At 41.1% G+C, this 20571-nt stretch carries 13 protein-coding genes, 6 tRNA genes and 3 rRNA genes; 2 read left to right on the plus strand and 20 right to left on the minus strand.

Features of this window, described 5'->3' with window-relative positions; translation table 11 throughout:
* Nucleotides 1-115 precede the first annotated feature (115 nt).
* The 15 genes from glmM to DCE79_RS17640 form a co-directional block, all read right to left on the minus strand.
* On the minus strand, nucleotides 116-1468 hold the full coding sequence (gene glmM / locus DCE79_RS17570; protein WP_108714243.1) for a phosphoglucosamine mutase: 1353 nt from the start codon (nucleotides 1466-1468) through the stop codon (nucleotides 116-118).
* Nucleotides 1469-1561: 93 nt separating this feature from the next.
* Nucleotides 1562-2572 carry a CdaR family protein gene (locus DCE79_RS17575; RefSeq protein WP_108714244.1) on the minus strand — a complete coding sequence of 337 codons (1011 nt, stop codon included), beginning with the start codon at nucleotides 2570-2572 and terminating at the stop codon, nucleotides 1562-1564.
* The gene (cdaA, locus tag DCE79_RS17580; protein WP_108714245.1) at nucleotides 2565-3401 is read right to left on the minus strand and encodes a diadenylate cyclase CdaA; all 837 of its coding nucleotides are present in this window, start codon (nucleotides 3399-3401) and stop codon (nucleotides 2565-2567) included. The genes DCE79_RS17575 and cdaA overlap by 8 nt, the downstream gene beginning before the upstream one ends.
* Before the next feature lie 238 nt (nucleotides 3402-3639).
* The gene (locus DCE79_RS17585) at nucleotides 3640-4251 is read right to left on the minus strand and encodes a zf-HC2 domain-containing protein (protein ID WP_108714246.1); all 612 of its coding nucleotides are present in this window, start codon (nucleotides 4249-4251) and stop codon (nucleotides 3640-3642) included.
* 13 nt (nucleotides 4252-4264) lie between these two features.
* The gene (gene sigW, locus DCE79_RS17590) at nucleotides 4265-4828 is read right to left on the minus strand and encodes an RNA polymerase sigma factor SigW (protein ID WP_108714247.1); all 564 of its coding nucleotides are present in this window, start codon (nucleotides 4826-4828) and stop codon (nucleotides 4265-4267) included.
* 155 nt (nucleotides 4829-4983) lie between these two features.
* On the minus strand, nucleotides 4984-5889 hold the full coding sequence (gene rocF, locus DCE79_RS17595) for an arginase (RefSeq protein ID WP_108714248.1): 906 nt from the start codon (nucleotides 5887-5889) through the stop codon (nucleotides 4984-4986).
* Between the two features lie 197 nt (nucleotides 5890-6086).
* A tRNA-Lys gene (locus DCE79_RS17600) sits at nucleotides 6087-6159 on the minus strand.
* Nucleotides 6160-6173: 14 nt separating this feature from the next.
* Nucleotides 6174-6248 (minus strand) — tRNA-Gln (locus DCE79_RS17605).
* Between the two features lie 13 nt (nucleotides 6249-6261).
* A tRNA-Tyr gene (locus DCE79_RS17610) sits at nucleotides 6262-6345 on the minus strand.
* A 28-nt stretch (nucleotides 6346-6373) separates the two neighbouring features.
* Nucleotides 6374-6449: transfer RNA gene (locus tag DCE79_RS17615), tRNA-Val, on the minus strand.
* 47 nt (nucleotides 6450-6496) lie between these two features.
* A tRNA-Glu gene (locus DCE79_RS17620) sits at nucleotides 6497-6571 on the minus strand.
* 119 nt (nucleotides 6572-6690) lie between these two features.
* Nucleotides 6691-6766, minus strand: a tRNA-Asn gene (locus DCE79_RS17625).
* A gap of 843 nt (nucleotides 6767-7609) precedes the next feature.
* Nucleotides 7610-7725: ribosomal RNA gene (rrf, locus tag DCE79_RS17630) — 5S ribosomal RNA — on the minus strand.
* Between the two features lie 124 nt (nucleotides 7726-7849).
* A 23S ribosomal RNA gene (locus tag DCE79_RS17635) occupies nucleotides 7850-10777 on the minus strand.
* Between the two features lie 322 nt (nucleotides 10778-11099).
* Nucleotides 11100-12652, minus strand: a 16S ribosomal RNA gene (locus DCE79_RS17640).
* Together the 16S, 23S and 5S rRNA genes form the textbook arrangement of a ribosomal RNA operon.
* A 259-nt stretch (nucleotides 12653-12911) precedes the next feature.
* Here DCE79_RS17640 and DCE79_RS17645 point away from each other — a divergent pair.
* On the plus strand, nucleotides 12912-13556 hold the full coding sequence (locus DCE79_RS17645) for a polysaccharide deacetylase family protein (protein WP_108714249.1): 645 nt from the start codon (nucleotides 12912-12914) through the stop codon (nucleotides 13554-13556).
* Between the two features lie 77 nt (nucleotides 13557-13633).
* Here DCE79_RS17645 and DCE79_RS17650 read toward each other — a convergent pair whose 3' ends face one another.
* Nucleotides 13634-14314: a KinB-signaling pathway activation protein gene (locus DCE79_RS17650; RefSeq protein ID WP_108714250.1), complete on the minus strand. Its 681-nt coding sequence runs from the start codon at nucleotides 14312-14314 to the stop codon at nucleotides 13634-13636.
* 146 nt (nucleotides 14315-14460) lie between these two features.
* On the opposite strand from DCE79_RS17650, the gene gerD reads away from it, so the two are divergent.
* Nucleotides 14461-15072 (plus strand): spore germination lipoprotein GerD, encoded by a 612-nt coding sequence (gene gerD, locus DCE79_RS17655; RefSeq protein WP_108714251.1) that lies wholly within the window; start codon nucleotides 14461-14463, stop codon nucleotides 15070-15072.
* Between the two features lie 40 nt (nucleotides 15073-15112).
* Here the strand turns inward: gerD and DCE79_RS17660 are convergent, their stop codons facing one another.
* The 4 genes from DCE79_RS17660 to DCE79_RS17675 form a co-directional block, all read right to left on the minus strand.
* Nucleotides 15113-16168 carry a P-loop NTPase gene (locus DCE79_RS17660; RefSeq protein ID WP_108714252.1) on the minus strand — a complete coding sequence of 352 codons (1056 nt, stop codon included), beginning with the start codon at nucleotides 16166-16168 and terminating at the stop codon, nucleotides 15113-15115.
* Between the two features lie 73 nt (nucleotides 16169-16241).
* Nucleotides 16242-16955 (minus strand): N-acetylmuramoyl-L-alanine amidase, encoded by a 714-nt coding sequence (locus DCE79_RS17665; RefSeq protein ID WP_108714253.1) that lies wholly within the window; start codon nucleotides 16953-16955, stop codon nucleotides 16242-16244.
* Between the two features lie 56 nt (nucleotides 16956-17011).
* A complete protein-coding gene (locus tag DCE79_RS17670; RefSeq protein WP_199912346.1) occupies nucleotides 17012-18787 on the minus strand; it encodes an ABC transporter ATP-binding protein in 1776 nt (591 codons plus the stop codon).
* A gap of 22 nt (nucleotides 18788-18809) precedes the next feature.
* Nucleotides 18810-20549 carry an ABC transporter ATP-binding protein gene (locus DCE79_RS17675; RefSeq protein ID WP_108714255.1) on the minus strand — a complete coding sequence of 580 codons (1740 nt, stop codon included), beginning with the start codon at nucleotides 20547-20549 and terminating at the stop codon, nucleotides 18810-18812.
* Nucleotides 20550-20571: the final 22 nt, after the last annotated feature.

Consider the following 20571-nt stretch of genomic DNA (forward strand, 5'->3'; position numbering starts at 1 on the left):
CAATAGTTTGATTCCCCAAATTATTGAGAGTAAAACATCTGTAGTGTTTAAAAATAAAAAAACGCCAGAAACAGATTATACTATCTGCTCCTAGCGTTTCATTAAACTATACGTTTTATTCAGCTAAACCCATTTCTGCTTTTACAACATCAGCAATGCGGTGAACATAAGTTTCGCATGCTTCTTCAGTCGCTGCTTCTACCATGACACGCACTAAAGGCTCTGTACCAGAAGGACGTACTAATACGCGACCCTCATTAGCCATTTCTGCCTCTACTTCTGCAATTACCGCAGCAACGTGCTCATTTTGTGTTACAGCATGCTTATCTGTCACACGCACGTTAATTAGACGTTGTGGGAAGATTGTCATTTCTGCTGCAAGCTCTGAAAGTTTTTTGCCTGTCGCTTTCATGATGCTTACTAATTGAATACCTGTTAGTAAACCGTCACCTGTTGTATTGTAATCTAAGAATACGATGTGACCTGATTGCTCGCCACCTACGTTATAACCATTTGTACGCATTTCTTCGACAACATAACGGTCACCCACGGCTGTTTTCACACTTGTCATTTCATTTTCTTCTAACGCTTTGTAGAAGCCCATATTACTCATTACAGTTGAAACAACTGTGTTTTTATTTAGACGACCTTTTGCGTTTAAATGCTTACCGATAATGAACATAATTTGGTCACCATCAACAATCGTACCGTTTTCATCTACTGCGATTAAACGGTCCCCGTCACCATCAAATGCAAGACCTACATTTGCACTGCGTTCTACTACAAATGCTGCTAGCTTCTCAGGATGTGTTGAACCAACGCCTGCATTAATGTTTAAGCCATCTGGTGAAGCACCCATTGTTGAAATATCCGCCTCTAAATCTGCAAATAAATGTGTTGCTAATGAAGAAGTTGCACCGTGAGCACAGTCTAACGCGACATGTAAACCTACGAAATCTTCATCTACTGTTTGTTTTAAATAAGAAATATATTTTTGACCACCCTCGAAGTAATCCGATACAGATCCGATTGCGCCTCCGACTGGGCGTGGTAATGTGTCTTCTTCTGCATCAATGTAGCTTTCAATTTCTGCTTCTTGTGCATCTGTTAATTTAAAGCCATCTGGTCCGAAAAATTTAATGCCGTTGTCTGCGACAGGATTGTGTGATGCTGAAATCATAACACCCGCTTCTGCATTCATCACGCGTGAAAGATAAGCTACACCCGGTGTACTAATCACACCTAAGCGCATAACCTCCGCACCGATTGAAAGAAGACCTGCAACTAGTGCACCTTCTAACATTTCTCCAGAAATACGTGTATCACGTCCAATTAATACTTTCGGGCGATCTTTTGCATCCTTCGTTAACACGTACCCACCTATACGACCTAGTTTGAACGCGAACTCTGGTGTTAGCTCACTGTTAGCGACACCGCGGACGCCATCTGTTCCGAAATATTTACCCATTACTTATTCTCTCCTTCAACGCTTGACATCCCATACATTTGTTAATATTCCGCAATCTTCACGGATGTATGTTCATGTTTTTGTTAATGCGATTTAGTTTCCCTCTGAGTCGTTGATATTCGAATCCGACTCTACTTCATTATCCGTATCCTCTGTATCAACAGGCTCACTATATGCATCTGCATGAATAATAACTTTTTCTTGTGATAATTTTGTTGCACCTGTTGGTAAAGCGACTGCAAAATCATAAGAACCTGATTCTGTAATTGTTGAGACATCTACCTCAACAACGACATTCTCAAGTACATCAATTGTCGCTTTAGGACCATAAATTGTGATTTTTGAAGGCTCGACTGATAAGTGTTCAATCGTTACCCCATCTTTTACTTTCCCTATTTCCTTTATTGTAATCGGGAGCTCTCGACTATATTCATTAATTTCTACTTTTACTTTTACTTTCTCTGGGCTAACACGCACATCTAGTTTATTTAAATCTCTATCTAATACTTTTACAGTAGCTTCTTGATCAAATGATTTATTGATTCCTTTATCACCAGTAATCGTCGCTTTTACGTAGCTAATACTATCAATGACACTTTTTGCTCCTGTAATCGTTACGCGACTCGGATTAGCAATCATAGAATTAATTATGAAATCTTCTGCCACGAGACGTTTATTCATCTCTGGCTCTATACGAAACTCTTCAGTAATCTTTTCTTCTATCTCCACATTGACTGTTCTTGGCTCAATCGATACATTTAGTTTTTCAGAAAAGTTTTCAGACTGTATTGTAACGCTATGCTCTCCAATTAACAATGCGTTTAAATCGACAAATACTTTGAAATCCTTTTCAAGCTTCGTTTTTAATACAATTGCAGGCGGTCCAGAAATTTTGACATCGACCGTTTCAGGTAAACCCGTTACAAACAAATTATCTTCATCATAATACACCTCTAGTGGTACATTTGTGATGACATCTGTTTCTGTAGACGCGCCATTTTCATTTTCACGTTTTTCTTCTGTTTGAACGTATAAAAATAAGGCTGCTGCTAAAAACAATGCCGTTAAACGTAGCATCCATGGACTATCAAATAACTTATCCATTCTTCTTCCCTCCCCAATTCCACTTAGAAGCTAAGTTAGAATCTTGTTCAGGACCAAACCACATTTTGCGAAGTAATTCTTCAAATTCTTGAATAGAAAGATTACGGTGTAAATTGCCGTTTGCTGTAATACTGATTGCACCTGTTTCTTCAGATACAACAACCGTAATGGCATCCGTTACTTCACTTAAACCAAGTGCAGCTCGGTGACGTGTTCCTAACTCTTTCGAAATAAAGGCACTTTCCGATAATGGTAGATAACATGCCGAAGCAGAAATTTTATTTTTTTGGATAATGACCGCGCCATCATGAAGTGGCGTATTCGGAATAAAGATATTAATCATTAATTCAGAAGTAATGTGAGACTCCATTTTAATACCCGTTTCCACGTATTCATTGAGTCCAGTTTCTTTTTCAATTGAAATAAGCGCACCAATACGACGTTTGGCCATGTAGCTTACTGATTTTTTCATTGCCTCTACTAAACGTGTTTGTTCATCATCTTGTTGGTTTATAGTACGTTGGAAAAGCTTTCCTCGCCCAATTTGTTCGAGTGCTCGACGTATCTCAGGTTGGAAAATAATGATGATGGCCAAGAATCCCCAATCAATGACTTCTTGTAATAGCCAATCAAGCGTATCTAATCCAAACACATACGTTGCAAATTTTGCTAAAACAATAATTAATAACCCTTTCAATAATTGAACGGCTTTCGTTCCTTTAATGAGGGTCAATGCTTTATAAATGACGTACCAAACGAGCAGTACATCTAGCAGCTTAAAAATAAGATTTACAGCAGTAATATCTGTAAATTGTTCCATTAATTGCACGTGGCATCCCCCACTTTTAATAGCTAATCCATATTAGTTTTAGTATAGCACAATTCAGTCTGGAGATTAACTTCCTTTAAAAAAACAAATTACGCACTAAACAGCGCGAAATTATGGCTTCTCTAATGTCAATTCCCTTGAAAATTATGCTTTTTTATTCCCCAAAGGAAAAAGTCTACTCCAGCGAGTAGACTTTGCCTTCTTTAATAGAACGTCATTTTCCAGTAAAAGTTTCGGACTATTGAAACAATCCAACGACTTCATTAAAGCTTTTTTTAATTTTGTACCAAAGCCATCCAAACGCCTCATCTATTTCATGCACTTGTCCTGTCACAACTGCCGTTGATGCCATATAATTGCCGTTAATCACTGTTACATTGCCATCCACTTCTCCTTCAATGACAATATCTCCATTTTTCACAACAATATCCCCTTTGATAACCTCTCCAGCTGGTACTGTTACTGTTTGACCATCCACTACAAGATTCGGTTGTTTCGTTACAGAAAATTGATCGTCATTCGGGTAGCTTCCGAGTAATGCAGCACTCATAAACAAACAAAATACAGCTGCTGCCACTAACATCGGATGCTGACGGAACCACTGTTTAATCCCAGCAGAACTTTTACGTTTTGGTAACCGACTTATTACTTGATCCTCGAAGCTAGGAGGGGCGGTAATATGTGCTGCACTTTTGATAAACGCAACCGTGTCACTTAATTCATGCATATGTTGTTGGCAATTTGAACATGTTTGTAAATGTCGTTTAAGTGTTTGCTCATGCTCTCGACTTATATCACCATCTAAATATTCGTGCATATAATCCACGAATTGTGATGCACACGTATTCATGCGTATCGTCCTCCTATAAATTGTTTAACTGCTTGCGTAAAGCTTCTCGTCCACGATGGATACGTGTTTTCACAGTACCGAGTGGCATATCTAAAATTTCACTAATCTCTTGAAGTGATAATTCCTCAATATATTTTAAAACGATTACCGAACGATATTTATCAGGCAAGCGACTAATTTCATACTGAATACGATCTTGAAGCTCCATTTGTTCTACAGCCTCTTCTGGAAGCTGTTCGTCTGCAGCGATTTGTGAATACATATCTAACCCCTCTGTACCCGCAACTTCTGCATCTAAATAATAATCTGGCTTCTTTTTTCGAATGCGGTCGATACATAGATTCGTCGCAATCCGATAGAGCCAAGTCGAAAATTTTCGTTTTTGGTCGTACGAATGAAGATTAATATATGCACGAATAAAAGCCTCTTGTGCAATATCTTCAGCTTCTTGTTTGTTGCCAAGCATACGGTAACACACCTGGTACAGCTTGTGCTGGTAGAGGTTAACAATATCGGCATATGCGTTTTGATCACCTTTAAGCACTTGTTTTATTCTTTTATTCACTAACGCATCCATTTGTCTTTCCTCTCCACCTTTTTAGCTGTTCTATATTTACGTATGGGTTTTAAAAAGGTTTCGTTTTAAATAAATAAATTCTTTTTAACCATCGTTAAATACGTACTATCATTATAGCAAAATTTTTTCTGCTTGATTGGGTATTTTCCGAATATTCATACCAAAGTTTCACCAAATAATGATCCTATCAGCGCAACTGCCACGTCTGCTGTTTTATTAAGCTCATCTAAAATCGGATTCACCTCAACAAATTCAGTAGATGTCAGTAATCCTGACTCTTGAATCATTTCCATAGCTAAATGACTTTCACGATACGTAATTCCTCCAGCTACGGGAGTCCCCACTCCAGGAGTGTATAGTGGATCTAACGCATCTAAATCCAGCGATAAATGCAAACCATCAATTTGTCGTGCACGGAAATATTTCATGGTTTCTTCCATTACATGTGTCATCCCTAAGCGGTCAATCTCATGCATTGTATATATTTTAATCCCACACTCTTTAATTAATGCTCTTTCTCCTTCATCTATCGAACGTCCACCAATAATAACAATGTTCTCCTGTTTAATTTTTGGCGCCATATGTAAAATTGACGTTAAACGCTCATGACCAAGGCCCAGACTTGTTGCAAGTGGCATCCCATGAATATTGCCTGACGGTGTCGTATCTGGTGTATTTAAATCGGCATGTGCATCAAACCAAATCACACCCATATTTTCATATCTTGTCGACAGCCCTGCTAGCGTCCCAATCGCGATACTATGATCGCCCCCTAAAACAAGTGGCATTCGCTGCTTTTGTAAAACAGCCTGAACCTTCTCTGCTAATGCGGTACTTACATTAACAACCTCATCTAAATTAAGGAGCTTCTCATCTTGTTGTTCGGTAACAGCTGGATCTAATACTTGAATATTGCCTTCGTCTTCTACATCGTAGCCAAGCGCCGCTAATCTAGCTTGCAATCCTGCATAACGAATCGCACTTGGCCCCATGTCCACCCCTCGTCGTTGTTGTCCATAATCACATGGTACCCCAATAATTGAAACATATTTATTTTCCATGTTTGTCATCCCCTTAGATCTGCTTATTATGTTTCATACAGGCTCAGCTCTTCTCAGCTCATAATTCTCACTCTATTGAAATTTCGAGATTCAGCATGGATTTTCCTTTTTAAACGCAAAAAATCCTTTACCTAATTTTCATTAAGTAAAGGATTGGATTTTTATATTTAAGTGCACTTCGTATATTTAAATAAAAGTGAGCCATGTAGGATTCGAACCTACGACCCTCTGATTAAAAGTCAGATGCTCTACCAACTGAGCTAATGGCTCATAAAAAGAAAAAATGGCTGGGGAACCTGGATTCGAACCAGGGCATGACGGAATCAAAATCCGTTGCCTTACCGCTTGGCTATACCCCAAACATTTAAAAGATGGTGGAGAGGGGCGGGTTCGAACCGCCGAACCCTAAGGAGCGGATTTACAGTCCGCCGCGTTTAGCCACTTCGCTACCTCTCCGACACAATATAACACTGTTAAAAATAGATGGTGGAGGATGACGGGCTCGAACCGCCGACCCCCTGCTTGTAAGGCAGGTGCTCTCCCAGCTGAGCTAATCCTCCATACTAACAAGTGTTATCAATATTCTTTTATGTAGCCTTAATAAAAATGGTGACCCGTACGAGAATCGAACTCGTGTTACCGCCGTGAAAGGGCGGTGTCTTAACCGCTTGACCAACGGGCCATTTATAATGACGTTCTCTTTAAGACAATATTTATAATATCATCATTTTTATAGCAGTGCAACCCTTTTTTAAAACTTTTTCAGAAAAATATTCTTCTTTATAAAAAAGCAAAAAAAAATGGCTCCGAAGGCAGGACTCGAACCTGCGACCTGCCGGTTAACAGCCGGATGCTCTACCAACTGAGCTACTTCGGAACGCTATTATTATGTATGTACTTGAGTGCTTCTCTTTAGTACATTTTTTATTATAGCAAGGTTTTAAATTTATACAAGCGATTTTTTTAAATAGTTTAAAAACATTTCAATATTTTTAGATTATTTAAATTAAACGAGAAGATATATGCATTTACTCCTACTAATGTAATCAATGAAGTAACTACAATTAAAGATACATAAAGCGCCTTACTTACTGTATAGTAACCCTTTTTCATCTTCAACATACGCATATGATATTAATTTTTCCTTTTCTAATTAACAATATTTCCATTAATATCACGTTTATTAAATGGAATAGATGGAATCCATTGTATAGCATAGATAAAACCTCTGCTAACCTTTTAAGCTTATAAGCTCTTATTGGAGTTCTCCGTTGTCTTTATCGATAAACCATTTCTGTATGCATGATAGTCATTAAGTTAGTTCTTATGGTCTTTACAAAGCTATTTTAACGACTAATCAATCACTTTGAATTAACAAGATCCTTATACATACCAGGATCTTCCCATCACCTCTCTATTTGTTCTATTGATGGAGTAGGTTGTTTTATATGATTCTTCGTTATTCAACGTATAACAACCCGAATTCAGCGCTTGTTACATACAGTATTCTTTTCTGCCTTTTTCATTCCTTAATTTCAATTCAGTACCACTGCTTATTTAGATTTTCATAAATGTTTCAAATTTTTCATAATAAAAAGAAGCCACCGATTTTATAATCGTTAACTTCTTCTTAGATATCTATTTAAACTACATTATGTACAATAAACTTTTAGAAAAAATAAAAAAGCCACTACTGACTGAATCAGCAGCGACTTCTTGAGCGAAGCGACGTCCTACTCTCACAGGGGGAAACCCCCAACTACCATCGGCGCTAAAGAGCTTAACTTCTGTGTTCGGTATGGGAACAGGTGTGACCTCTTTGCCATCATCACTTCACTTGTACACGGATGTACTGGCGTCTACGTTGTCACAGGACGTGACGTTCTTAGTAGACGTTCCTTTTAGAAAGAATTGTTCTTTCAAAACTGGATAAACGTTTCATTGAGTTGTGCAATAAAATGTGGTTAAGTCCTCGACCGATTAGTATTCGTCAGCTCCATGTGTCACCACACTTCCACCTCGAACCTATCTACCTGATCGTCTTTCAGGGGTCTTACTTACTTGCGTAATGGGAAATCTCATCTTGAGGGGGGCTTCATGCTTAGATGCTTTCAGCACTTATCCCGTCCACACATAGCTACCCAGCGATGCTCTTGGCAGAACAACTGGTACACCAGCGGTGTGTCCATCCCGGTCCTCTCGTACTAAGGACAGCTCCTCTCAAATTTCCTACGCCCACGACGGATAGGGACCGAACTGTCTCACGACGTTCTGAACCCAGCTCGCGTACCGCTTTAATGGGCGAACAGCCCAACCCTTGGGACCGACTACAGCCCCAGGATGCGATGAGCCGACATCGAGGTGCCAAACCTCCCCGTCGATGTGGACTCTTGGGGGAGATAAGCCTGTTATCCCCGGGGTAGCTTTTATCCGTTGAGCGATGGCCCTTCCATGCGGAACCACCGGATCACTAAGCCCGTCTTTCGACCCTGCTCGACTTGTAGGTCTCGCAGTCAAGCTCCCTTATGCCTTTACACTCTTCGAATGATTTCCAACCATTCTGAGGGAACCTTTGGGCGCCTCCGTTACTCTTTAGGAGGCGACCGCCCCAGTCAAACTGTCCGCCTGACACTGTCTCCTACCCCGCTAAGGGGTATGGGTTAGAAGTTCAATACAACCAGGGTAGTATCCCACTGACGCCTCCTCCGAAGCTGGCGCTCCGGAATCTCTGGCTCCTACCTATCCTGTACAAGTTGTACCAAAATTCAATATCAGGCTACAGTAAAGCTCCACGGGGTCTTTCCGTCCTGTCGCGGGTAACCTGCATCTTCACAGGTACTATAATTTCACCGAGTCTCTCGTTGAGACAGTGCCCAGATCGTTACGCCTTTCGTGCGGGTCGGAACTTACCCGACAAGGAATTTCGCTACCTTAGGACCGTTATAGTTACGGCCGCCGTTTACTGGGGCTTCAATTCGCAGCTTCGCTTGCGCTAACCACTCCTCTTAACCTTCCAGCACCGGGCAGGCGTCAGCCCCTATACGTCACCTTACGGTTTTGCAGAGACCTGTGTTTTTGCTAAACAGTCGCCTGGGCCTATTCACTGCGGCTCTTCATGGCTATTCACCTTAAAGAGCACCCCTTCTCCCGAAGTTACGGGGTCATTTTGCCGAGTTCCTTAACGAGAGTTCTCTCGCACACCTTAGGATTCTCTCCTCGACTACCTGTGTCGGTTTGCGGTACGGGCACCTCTCACCTCGATAGAGGCTTTTCTTGGCAGCGTGAAATCAGGAACTTCGCTCATACGAGCTCGTCATCACAGCTCAACGTTAAAGTATGCGGATTTGCCTACATACACGCCTTACTGCTTGAACAGAGACAACCAACGCTCTGCTTACCCTATCCTACTGCGTCCCCCCATTTCTCAAACGGTGAGGAGGTGGTACAGGAATATCAACCTGTTGTCCATCGCCTACGCCTATCGGCCTCGGCTTAGGTCCCGACTAACCCTGAGCGGACGAGCCTTCCTCAGGAAACCTTAGTCATACGGTGCATGGGATTCTCACCCATGTTTCGCTACTCATACCGGCATTCTCACTTCTAAGCGCTCCACCAGTCCTTCCGGTCTGACTTCAACGCCCTTAGAACGCTCTCCTACCACGCATCCATACGGATGCATCCACAGCTTCGGTGAATCGTTTAGCCCCGATACATTTTCGGCGCAGTGTCACTCGACCAGTGAGCTATTACGCACTCTTTAAATGATGGCTGCTTCTAAGCCAACATCCTGGTTGTCTAAGCAACGCCACATCCTTTTCCACTTAACGATTACTTTGGGACCTTAGCTGGTGGTCTGGGCTGTTTCCCTTTTGACTACGGATCTTATCACTCGCAGTCTGACTCCCGTGTATAAATATCTGGCATTCGGAGTTTGTCTGAATTCGGTAACCCGAGATGGGCCCCTAGTCCAAACAGTGCTCTACCTCCAGTATTCTCAATCACGAGGCTAGCCCTAAAGCTATTTCGGAGAGAACCAGCTATCTCCAGGTTCGATTGGAATTTCTCCGCTACCCACACCTCATCCCCGCATTTTTCAACATGCGTGGGTTCGGGCCTCCAGTAAGTGTTACCTCACCTTCACCCTGGACATGGGTAGATCACCTGGTTTCGGGTCTACGACCACGTACTAATTCGCCCTATTCAGACTCGCTTTCGCTGCGGCTCCGTCTTCTCAACTTAACCTCGCACGTAATCGTAACTCGCCGGTTCATTCTACAAAAGGCACGCTATCACCCATTAACGGGCTCTAACTACTTGTAGGCACACGGTTTCAGGATCTATTTCACTCCCCTTCCGGGGTGCTTTTCACCTTTCCCTCACGGTACTGGTTCACTATCGGTCACTAGGTAGTATTTAGCCTTGGGAGATGGTCCTCCCAGATTCCGACGGAATTTCACGTGTTCCGCCGTACTCAGGATACACTCTGGAGGGAATGAACTTTTGACTACAGGGCTTTTACCTTGTTTCGCGGACCTTTCCAAGTCGCTTCGTCTAGCTCATTCTTTTGTAACTCCGTATAGAATGTCCTACAACCCCAAAGAGCAAGCTCTTTGGTTTGGGCTCTTCCCGTTTCGCTCGCCGCTACTCAGGGAATCGAATTTTCTTTCTGTTCCTGCAGGTACTTAGATGTTTCAGTTCTCTGCGTCTGTCCTCATCACGCTATGAATTCACGTGTAGATACTATCCGATTAAAGATAGTGGGTTCCCCCATTCGGAAATCCCCGGATCAAAGCTTACTTACAGCTCCCCGAGGCATATCGGTGTTAGTGCCGTCCTTCATCGACTCCTAGTGCCAAGGCATCCACCGTGCGCCCTTATTAACTTAACCAAAAGTTTAGTTAAACTTGAACAAGTTCAAGATTTAAGTTTGCACGTCAATTACTTGACGTTTGTGATCTATTATTACTAATAGAAAATTTGTTTATTGCTTTCAATGTCGTTTTATCCAGTTTTCAAAGAACAAAGCAGCTAACTTCAATCACATCGTGAATAAGTTTCGCTGAATTTACTTCATGCAGCTTTGCGACAATAGCGCTAGCCACAGGAGCAAATATTTTTTTGAAGTTTTTCATCTTTCGATGAACCTTCAAAACTGAACAGCAAACGTTAATGTTTCATTCCCCGAAGGAATGATTCCGAAAAATCCTTAGAAAGGAGGTGATCCAGCCGCACCTTCCGATACGGCTACCTTGTTACGACTTCACCCCAATCATCTATCCCACCTTCGGCGGCTGGCTCCACAAGGGTTACCTCACCGACTTCGGGTGTTACAAACTCTCGTGGTGTGACGGGCGGTGTGTACAAGGCCCGGGAACGTATTCACCGTGGCATGCTGATCCACGATTACTAGCGATTCCGGCTTCATGTAGGCGAGTTGCAGCCTACAATCCGAACTGAGAACGATTTTATCGGATTAGCTCCCCCTCGCGGGTTGGCAACCGTTTGTATCGTCCATTGTAGCACGTGTGTAGCCCAGGTCATAAGGGGCATGATGATTTGACGTCATCCCCACCTTCCTCCGGTTTATCACCGGCAGTCTCCTTAGAGTGCCCAACTAAATGATGGCAACTAAGAACAAGGGTTGCGCTCGTTGCGGGACTTAACCCAACATCTCACGACACGAGCTGACGACAACCATGCACCACCTGTCACCGTTGTCCCCGAAGGGAAAACTGTATCTCTACAGTGGTCAATGGGATGTCAAGACCTGGTAAGGTTCTTCGCGTTGCTTCGAATTAAACCACATGCTCCACCGCTTGTGCGGGCCCCCGTCAATTCCTTTGAGTTTCAGTCTTGCGACCGTACTCCCCAGGCGGAGTGCTTAATGCGTTAGCTGCAGCACTGAGGGGCGGAAACCCCCCAACACTTAGCACTCATCGTTTACGGCGTGGACTACCAGGGTATCTAATCCTGTTTGCTCCCCACGCTTTCGCGCCTCAGTGTCAGTTACAGACCAGATAGTCGCCTTCGCCACTGGTGTTCCTCCAAATCTCTACGCATTTCACCGCTACACTTGGAATTCCACTATCCTCTTCTGCACTCAAGTTCCCCAGTTTCCAATGACCCTCCACGGTTGAGCCGTGGGCTTTCACATCAGACTTAAGGAACCACCTGCGCGCGCTTTACGCCCAATAATTCCGGACAACGCTTGCCACCTACGTATTACCGCGGCTGCTGGCACGTAGTTAGCCGTGGCTTTCTAACAAGGTACCGTCAAGGTAGCGCCAGTTACTACGCTACTTGTTCTTCCCTTGCAACAGAGTTTTACGAACCGAAATCCTTCTTCACTCACGCGGCATTGCTCCATCAGGCTTTCGCCCATTGTGGAAGATTCCCTACTGCTGCCTCCCGTAGGAGTCTGGGCCGTGTCTCAGTCCCAGTGTGGCCGATCACCCTCTCAGGTCGGCTACGCATCGTTGCCTTGGTGAGCCGTTACCTCACCAACTAGCTAATGCGCCGCGGGCCCATCTTACAGTGACAGCCGAAACCGTCTTTCAATAACTCTCCATGAGGAGAAAAATATTATTCGGTATTAGCTCCGGTTTCCCGAAGTTATCCCAATCTGTAAGGTAGGTTACCCACGTGTTACTCACCCGTCCGCCGCTAAATCAGAAGAAGCAAGCTTCTTCGTCATTCGCTCGACTTGCATGTATTAGGCATGCCGCCAGCGTTCGTCCTGAGCCAGGATCAAACTCTCCATAATAGTTAGTTTGAAAGCTCATTTGCTTTGCTAGCGTATCAACTAAAAGTTGATATCTATTTTTGCTTCATTTAAGAAGCTTTGTTTCATTAACGTTGCTTGTTCAGTTTTCAAGGTTCATTTTATTTCGTTTGTCGCAATATCTCTTGGCGACTTACTTATAATACCACCGCATTGTTATATCCGTCAACACTTTTTCATAAGTTTTTTTATAGAAGTTCATTATTTGCGTTTAAATCTATTGGGAAGTGGGTATTATAATATGTTCAAAACGTTGGTGTCACTAGTTTTATGTGTATTTTTGGTCCTTTTCTACTTCGAAGAAAAAAACAGTATTATTTCTACATTTCAATTGACTGAAGCGCCTACCATCATCACAAAAGGTCATTATGGCTATAGTTTAATCGTTGAACTTAGCTATTCACATCAAGGATTAGCAGAATGGATTGCCACTCTTCACGAGCCTTATCCGCTATTTCTAATAGAAAACGATTGGATGATGAGAAGTCCAGAAATAGTAAAACAACTAATCGAAAAAAATATCGAAGTCGGTCTCCTCGGTTCACCAAATGAACAGTATGAAGATAGCACTTTACTAGAAAAACAACTCGCACAGTTTCAAAGTGCATTCAATCAATTACCTCTTTGGTTTGCAACAACAGATTATAATGTAACACCTGCACTTCAAAAGACATTACATGACCACGGGATTAATACAATCGCTCCCTCTATATCTATTACCGCGCCAAGCTTACAATTATCAGATGGTGAATTTATTAGTATTCCATTACATCGAGGACAAAGTATTTCTTTTGAATCTATTAATGAATTTATACAACAGCATCCGTTTCTCTCTATAGAAGAAAATATATTCGGTTATAAAATTTCAACAAAGCGATATCCTTAAAAATTGAACTACCTATAACAATAAAATTAATAAAATGGCCGTCCAAAAAGTATTTCCCTTTGGACGGCCATTACTTATTATGCTTTCGCTGTTTTCGCTAATTCTTTACGCGCTTTACGACGTTCTTCTAATTTTTTTCGATCTGCTTCTGATTGTGAATTATATTTTGGCAGCATTAAAATTTGGTATGCATTTACCGCAACAAGTGGGAATAATAATAACGCAACATAGATATCAATATTAGCTTGTCTTCCCATTAATGCAATAATCCATTCCAATGATGTGATTACAATCATAAAGAAAATGGTTGAAACAAGTACATGTGGTTTTTGTGTCATCTTGATTTTTTTAATAGCTGTGGCAATTGCCGAACCAACTAATACAACTAATAAAAATCCGTAAACAATCCAATCTGTCGCTTTATCTGCACCCGGAGCGAATCGGAAAACAATTATATCCACAAGCACGATGATAATTAATACTGTTTGCACCCAATTCCAAAGTGTTAAAGATTTAAAAACATTTACGCCAACTTGGTGTATCGTTAAATAAGCAAAAAAGCCAGCTTGTGCCATTACACTCATTGTCATCCCTAAAACAATATTCCATACAACCGCAGCTAAAAATTCAACAATTTCTCCGTTCACTAAATATGGTTGGTAAAAGTCCCAACGAATAATTAACGAAGCTACTGCATTTACGATACCACCGATTAATAACGCCCAAAAAGCGAATTTAACCCAGTTTCTTATTGTCACGACTAATTGTCCCCCAATTTTTAATATACTTGTATATTTTATCAAGTGAACTTAAAAAAAGCGACCTTCTGCCAAAGTTGTTACATACTTTTTATAAAATTGTGAACAATAAACGAAAGCGCTTTAGTATAGAAAGGACTGATTCAATGAAGTCGCGCGCGATTTGGCTTATCTTTTCTCTTTTATTTTTAGCCAGCTGTAGTGATGCCAAAACAACGACGCTTTCTTATGACGAAGTTAAAAAAATTATGGTTGATGCTGTACAAACGGATGACGGAAAAAAGGCGATTCGGCAGCTTTTTGAGGAAAAGAGTTTTCGTGAATTGCTTGTTTTAGATACAGAGGAAGTGAAAAAGGCGACGGAGGAAACACTCCTATCTGATGAAGCCAGTGAATTTTGGATTAAAACCTTTGAAGACCCGAAGTTTAAAGAATCCTTTGCGAAGAGCATGAAAAAGCAACAACAGGATCTTATGAAGGATCTTATGAATGACGCTTCGTACCAAGAAGATTTAATTTCTTTTTTTAACCAACCTGAAATGCAAAAACAGTTAGAAACCATTTTAAAAGGGACAACAATGCGAAAAGAAATTGAAAAAACCGTTATGGAGACAATTGAAAATCCACTTTTACAAACCAAATGGCAAGAGTTGATTAAAAAAAGCGGGGAAGCTTCGTCATCTGGCAAGGGTTCTGAAAAAGAATCTGGGGAAGAATCAAAAAAACAAGAAGACAGCAAGGAAAAAAGCTCCCAATAAAAAACACGCCATTGTCCGACAATGGCGTGTTTCGTCTTGCTTATTTATCTAATTCCGCAATCACTTGCTCTGCGAGTTGTAAATAAATTTTACCTGTTGTGTGGTCAGCTGCATAAATAGATGGCGCGAAATCTTCGTCCGTCCAATCTGGTTGACCTAATGGAATTTGGCCTAAAAGTTTCGTACGTAATTCATCGGCTAATTTAGGACCGCCACCTTGACCGAACAAATACTCTTTTTCGCCTGCTTTATTTTCATACCATGCCATATTTTCGATAACACCTAAAATTTCATGGTTTGTTTGTAATGCCATTGCACCTGCACGTGCTGCAACAAATGCTGCTGTTGGGTGAGGTGTTGTTATAATGATTTCTTTTGATGCCGGTAACATTTGGTGAATGTCTAGTGCTATGTCACCTGTGCCTGGAGGTAAATCTAATAGAAGATAATCTAATTCGCCCCACTCCACGTCTCGGAAGAATTGATCTAATACTTTACCAAGCATTGGACCACGCCATACGATTGGTGCGTTGTTTTCAACGAAGAAGCCCATTGAAATTACTTTTACCCCTAGACGTTCTACCGGATAAATGCGATCTTCTTTGACAACTGGCATTTCTGTAACGCCCATCATGTCAGGGACAGAGAAACCATAAATATCAGCATCGATTAAACCTACTTTTTTACCAAGGCGTGCTAATGCAACTGCCATGTTTACTGAAACCGTAGATTTACCTACGCCACCTTTACCAGATGCGATCGAAATGAATTTCACGGTTGATAATGGTGATAAAATATCTTGAGCTTCCGCTTCAGTAGCTTGTCCACGGAATGATTGTAATACATCTTGAGATAACTCTTCGAAACGAATACCAACTGAAGCGGCGCCATTTTCTTTTAGCACTTCAACAATTTTCATTTGAAGTGTCATTTGTTCAGGCGTATTTGTTTTAGCGATTGCAATACGAACACTGACATGACCTTTTTCTGCTTTAATCGAAACGTTTGTTACACCTTTTGTTTCTGCTAATGATTTATGTAAAAACGGATCTTGTAATTGACCTACTAGTTCTAGAACTTGTTGCTCGTTTAACACATCAAACACTCCCCTAAATGAAATATCCATAGTTAGTATATCATAATCGTTTCGTATTGCTATTATAGGATGCCTAATCGATTTTTACATTGATAAAATTTTCAATACCCCGTGCAATCGCAAACGCCATTTTGTCTTGATAGCTATCTGTTGCAAGTAATTTCCGCTCTTCTTCATTACTAATAAATCCAGTCTCTACTAACGCGGCTGGTACTTCAACCTTCTTTAATAAGTATATTTGTTTAATCGATAATGCTTCACGGTCCGTATTTTCCATTGTCTCTCGGATCGTCTGTTGAATTGCCTTAGCTAAATTTTCACCATTCGGATGTCCACTTTCATGATAAAACACTTGCGCCCCTCGCCATTTACTATTCGGAATCGCATTTGCATGAATGGTAATAAATAAATCCGGTTCATGTTTCTTCACAAGTGCTTCTCGTAAAAAGATATCCTGCTTTTTGCGTTCCCGATTCGTAGAAAACTGTTCACTCGGTGCATGTTCACTTAATACATCGCCATCTGTTGAGCGTGTTAAAATTACCTCTGCACCTAAACGCGTTAATTGCCGTGCCACCTTTTTCGTAATCGCGAGCGTAATATCTTTTTCAATGACATCTCCGTTTGATGCGCCACCATCTTGTCCTCCATGTCCAGCATCCAATACAATTTTCACGCCACCTAATGGCTCTGGTAAAAAGAATCGTTTATCGGATGCGCTCGTTTCGTATACTACGACCATCATCGAACAAAAAATCACAAATATAAGTGCTAGCCAACGTCGCAAAAAAACACCGCCCTTTTTGCCTACTATACGCAAAGGAGCGGTGGTTTATTCACAGTTTAAGCCATTAGCTGACGCTGCAATGTTGCATAAAAGCCGTCATGATTCATTAAACTCTCATGATTTCCTTGTTCTAAAATTTGTCCATCTTTTAAAACAAGGATTTGATCTGCATTTTCGATCGTTTTTAAACGGTGCGCAATGACAAAGCTTGTACGGCCCTGCATTAAGTTATTTAAGCCCTTTTGAATGTGAACTTCAGTCATCGTATCCACGCTTGACGTAGCCTCATCCAAAATTAAAATATCTGGATCTTCCAATATCGCACGAGCAATCGCAATTAATTGGCGCTGTCCTTGACTTAAATTCAAGCCCCCACTTGTCAGTACCGTATCGTAGCTATCCGGTAAATACTTAATGAAGTTATGTGCATAGGCAATTTTGGCTGCCTTTTCGACTTCTTCATCCGTTGCCGTCAACTTTCCAAATCGGATATTTTCTCGTACCGTTCCCGAGAATAAATACGTATCCTGCAATACAACCCCCACATGATCACGTACATTTGTCATTTTATACTGTTCAATGGGCTCACCATCAAGTAAAATGCGTCCACCCGTTGTATCATAAAAACGCGTTAATAGTTGAATAATCGTCGTTTTCCCTGATCCAGTTGGCCCTACAATCGCAATGGTTTCTCCAGCTTTTGCATGGAAGTCAATTCCGCGCAGTACAGGCTTTCCTGGTTCGTACGCAAACTCAACACCTTCAAATGTGACATCACCAGAAAGTTTATTTTTTGCTTTTGCCTGTTCCACATCCGCTACTTCTCGTGCCTCATCTAAAATTTCAAATACACGTTCTGAACCGGCAATTGCTGACTGGAAAGTGTTGAGTAAGTTTGACAGCTGATTAATCGGGCGGAAAAATTGGCGCGTATACGTGACAAATGAGGCAATAACCCCAATAGATAGTCCACTTGTAACCGCCATGATTGCCCCGACACCAATAACCAAACTTAACCCTAAATTATTCATAAAGTTATTGATTGGTCCCATGAAGCCTGAAATCGTATCTGCACGCATCGCAGAGCTACGTAATCTTTCATTGGCTTCATTGAATTCTTCCATCGTCTTTGTCTCTTTACCGAACAGTGTAATAATATCAGCATTCGATATCGTTTCTTCGATATAACCATTTAACTGACCTAAATCACGTTGGCGCGCTTTATAGTTCACACTACTTCGTTTAATAATTTGCTTTGTTGCCCAAACGATTAATGGAATAACAATTAATGTCACAAGCGCTAAACGCCAGTCTAAATAAAACAGGGCAAATGCTGTACCGACAATCGTTAAAAAGGACGAGACGATTTGAATAACACTTTGCGACAATGCCGCATTTAAGTTTTCCACGTCATTTGTCATACGGCTCATTAAATCGCCTTGCTGTTTTTTATCATAGAACGATAATGGCAATGATTGATACTGCTCAAATAGTTGTTGGCGAACACGACGAATCGTCTTTTGTGATACGCGAATCATCACAAATGTTTGAAGCCATGTCAGTAATGAAGAGGCGATATATACACCCGCTAAAATTAGCGCCATACGAATCGCACCAGATACATCAAACTTTACAATATAGTCATCAATCGTTTTCCCGATTAAAAACGGTCCTACTAAACTTAGTAATGTACTAATAATAACGAAGAGTACAACACTACTAAGTTCTAGTTTTTGAACACGTAAATAACTCCAAATTCTTAGGAGTGTTTGTTTTTGGTTTTTTGGCTTCACAATAGGGCCGCCGTTAAATCTTCCACCTGGATGCCCCATTGGAGGGCGTGGTGCTTGTTGATTACTCACTTAACGTCACCCCTTTTTCTGCCTGTGTTTTTGCCATTTCTTTATAAAGCAGACTTATTTTTAATAATTGGTCATGGGTTCCTTGTGCAACAATTCGTCCATCATCCATCACGAGGATTTGATTTGCATGACGAATCGAAGAAATTTTCGATGATACGATGAATTTCGTTGCATGCTGGAACTCTTTATCGATTGCACGTTGAATATTTTTTTCTGAAATACTATCAACCGCGCTCGTTACATCATCTAATATTAAAATTTGTGGCTTACGAATAAATGCCCGTGCCATTGCAAGACGTTGCTTTTGTCCTCCTGATAAGTTGGTCGCACCTTGTGTTAATTCATGTTCAACACCTGCTGGCAACTTCTCAACAAATTCTGCCGCACTCGCTGCTTGTAAGGCTTCAAGTAATTGGCTATCTGTTGCTGCATCATCCCCGTAGCGAATATTTTCAGCAATTGTTTTAGAAAATAATGTCGCCTTTTGTGGTGCATAACCAATCGATTGTCGTAGTTGTTCTAAGTCATACTGTTGAATTGGAACCCCATCAATTTTGATAACACCGCTATCTACGTCGAATAGTCGCGGAATCATTTTTACTAAAGAAGACTTCCCGCTGCCAGTCATCCCGATAATTCCTATGGTTTCACCAGCATTGACATGGAAGTTTAAATTTTTCAATACAGCTTCCGTTCCTTCAATATAAGAGAAGTTTACATTTTCAAATGTGACACTCCCCTTTATATCTTTTACTTCAGGTGTTGTTGGGTTTGTTAGTTCTGTCGTTTCTTCTAACACTTCCACAATACGCCCAGCACTCGGAATCGCACGCGCTAATTGAATGAGCACATTCGATGAACTCATTAACCCTTGCATGACCATCATTAAATAGTTAATAAATGCCAAAATGACACCGACTTGAAGCGTATTATTGTCTACTTTAATAGCACCCATCCAAAGTGCCGCGACAATCCCTAAATTGACGACGAACATTGTCAAAGGTCCCAACACGCCAATAATTTGATCGGCTGTCATGTTACGCTTCATTAATTGGGTATTCACATCTGTAAATTGCTCAATTTGATGATTTTTACGATTGTATGCTTTAATGACGCGGATCCCCGCTAAGTTTTCTTGGACTTTCGTATTCACTTGGTCAACGACACGCTGCACTTTATGAAACAGCTTGCCTGAAAGCATCGTGAAATAATACATACAAAATGCCAGAATCGGCACAACGACCAATAAAATTGGAAATAGTTCACGCGCCGTTAAAAATACAATGACAATTGCACCGACAAACATCATTGGACCACGCACAAAAACTTTCAGCAGCATCGTTAACGCACGCTGAAGCATTTCAATATCGCTCGTTAAATTTGTAACGAGTTTACCAAGTGTAAATTTATCTTTACTTCTATTTGAAAAATACGTAATCGTTTCATATAAATCATGGCGAAGGTCTGTCGAAACATTGACCGCTGTACGCGACGCATAAATCGAACAGCCTACACCTCCGATTAATCCAATAAATGATGTTGCTAACATCAATCCGAACATTTTTAAGATATACGTCGTATCACTCTCTGCAATCCCTTTATCGATAATATGTTGTAAGATTGTAGGTTGCACTAAGTCCATACTTACTTCGAGTACCATCATAACGGGTGCAATAATTGCAAATAATAAATACGGCTTCACATACTTTGATAATTTCCATACTGCCTGCATACTAAAAGATTCACTTCCTCGT

Origin of the sequence: Lysinibacillus sp. 2017, from assembly GCF_003073375.1 — a bacterium.
GTDB lineage: Bacteria > Bacillota > Bacilli > Bacillales_A > Planococcaceae > Solibacillus.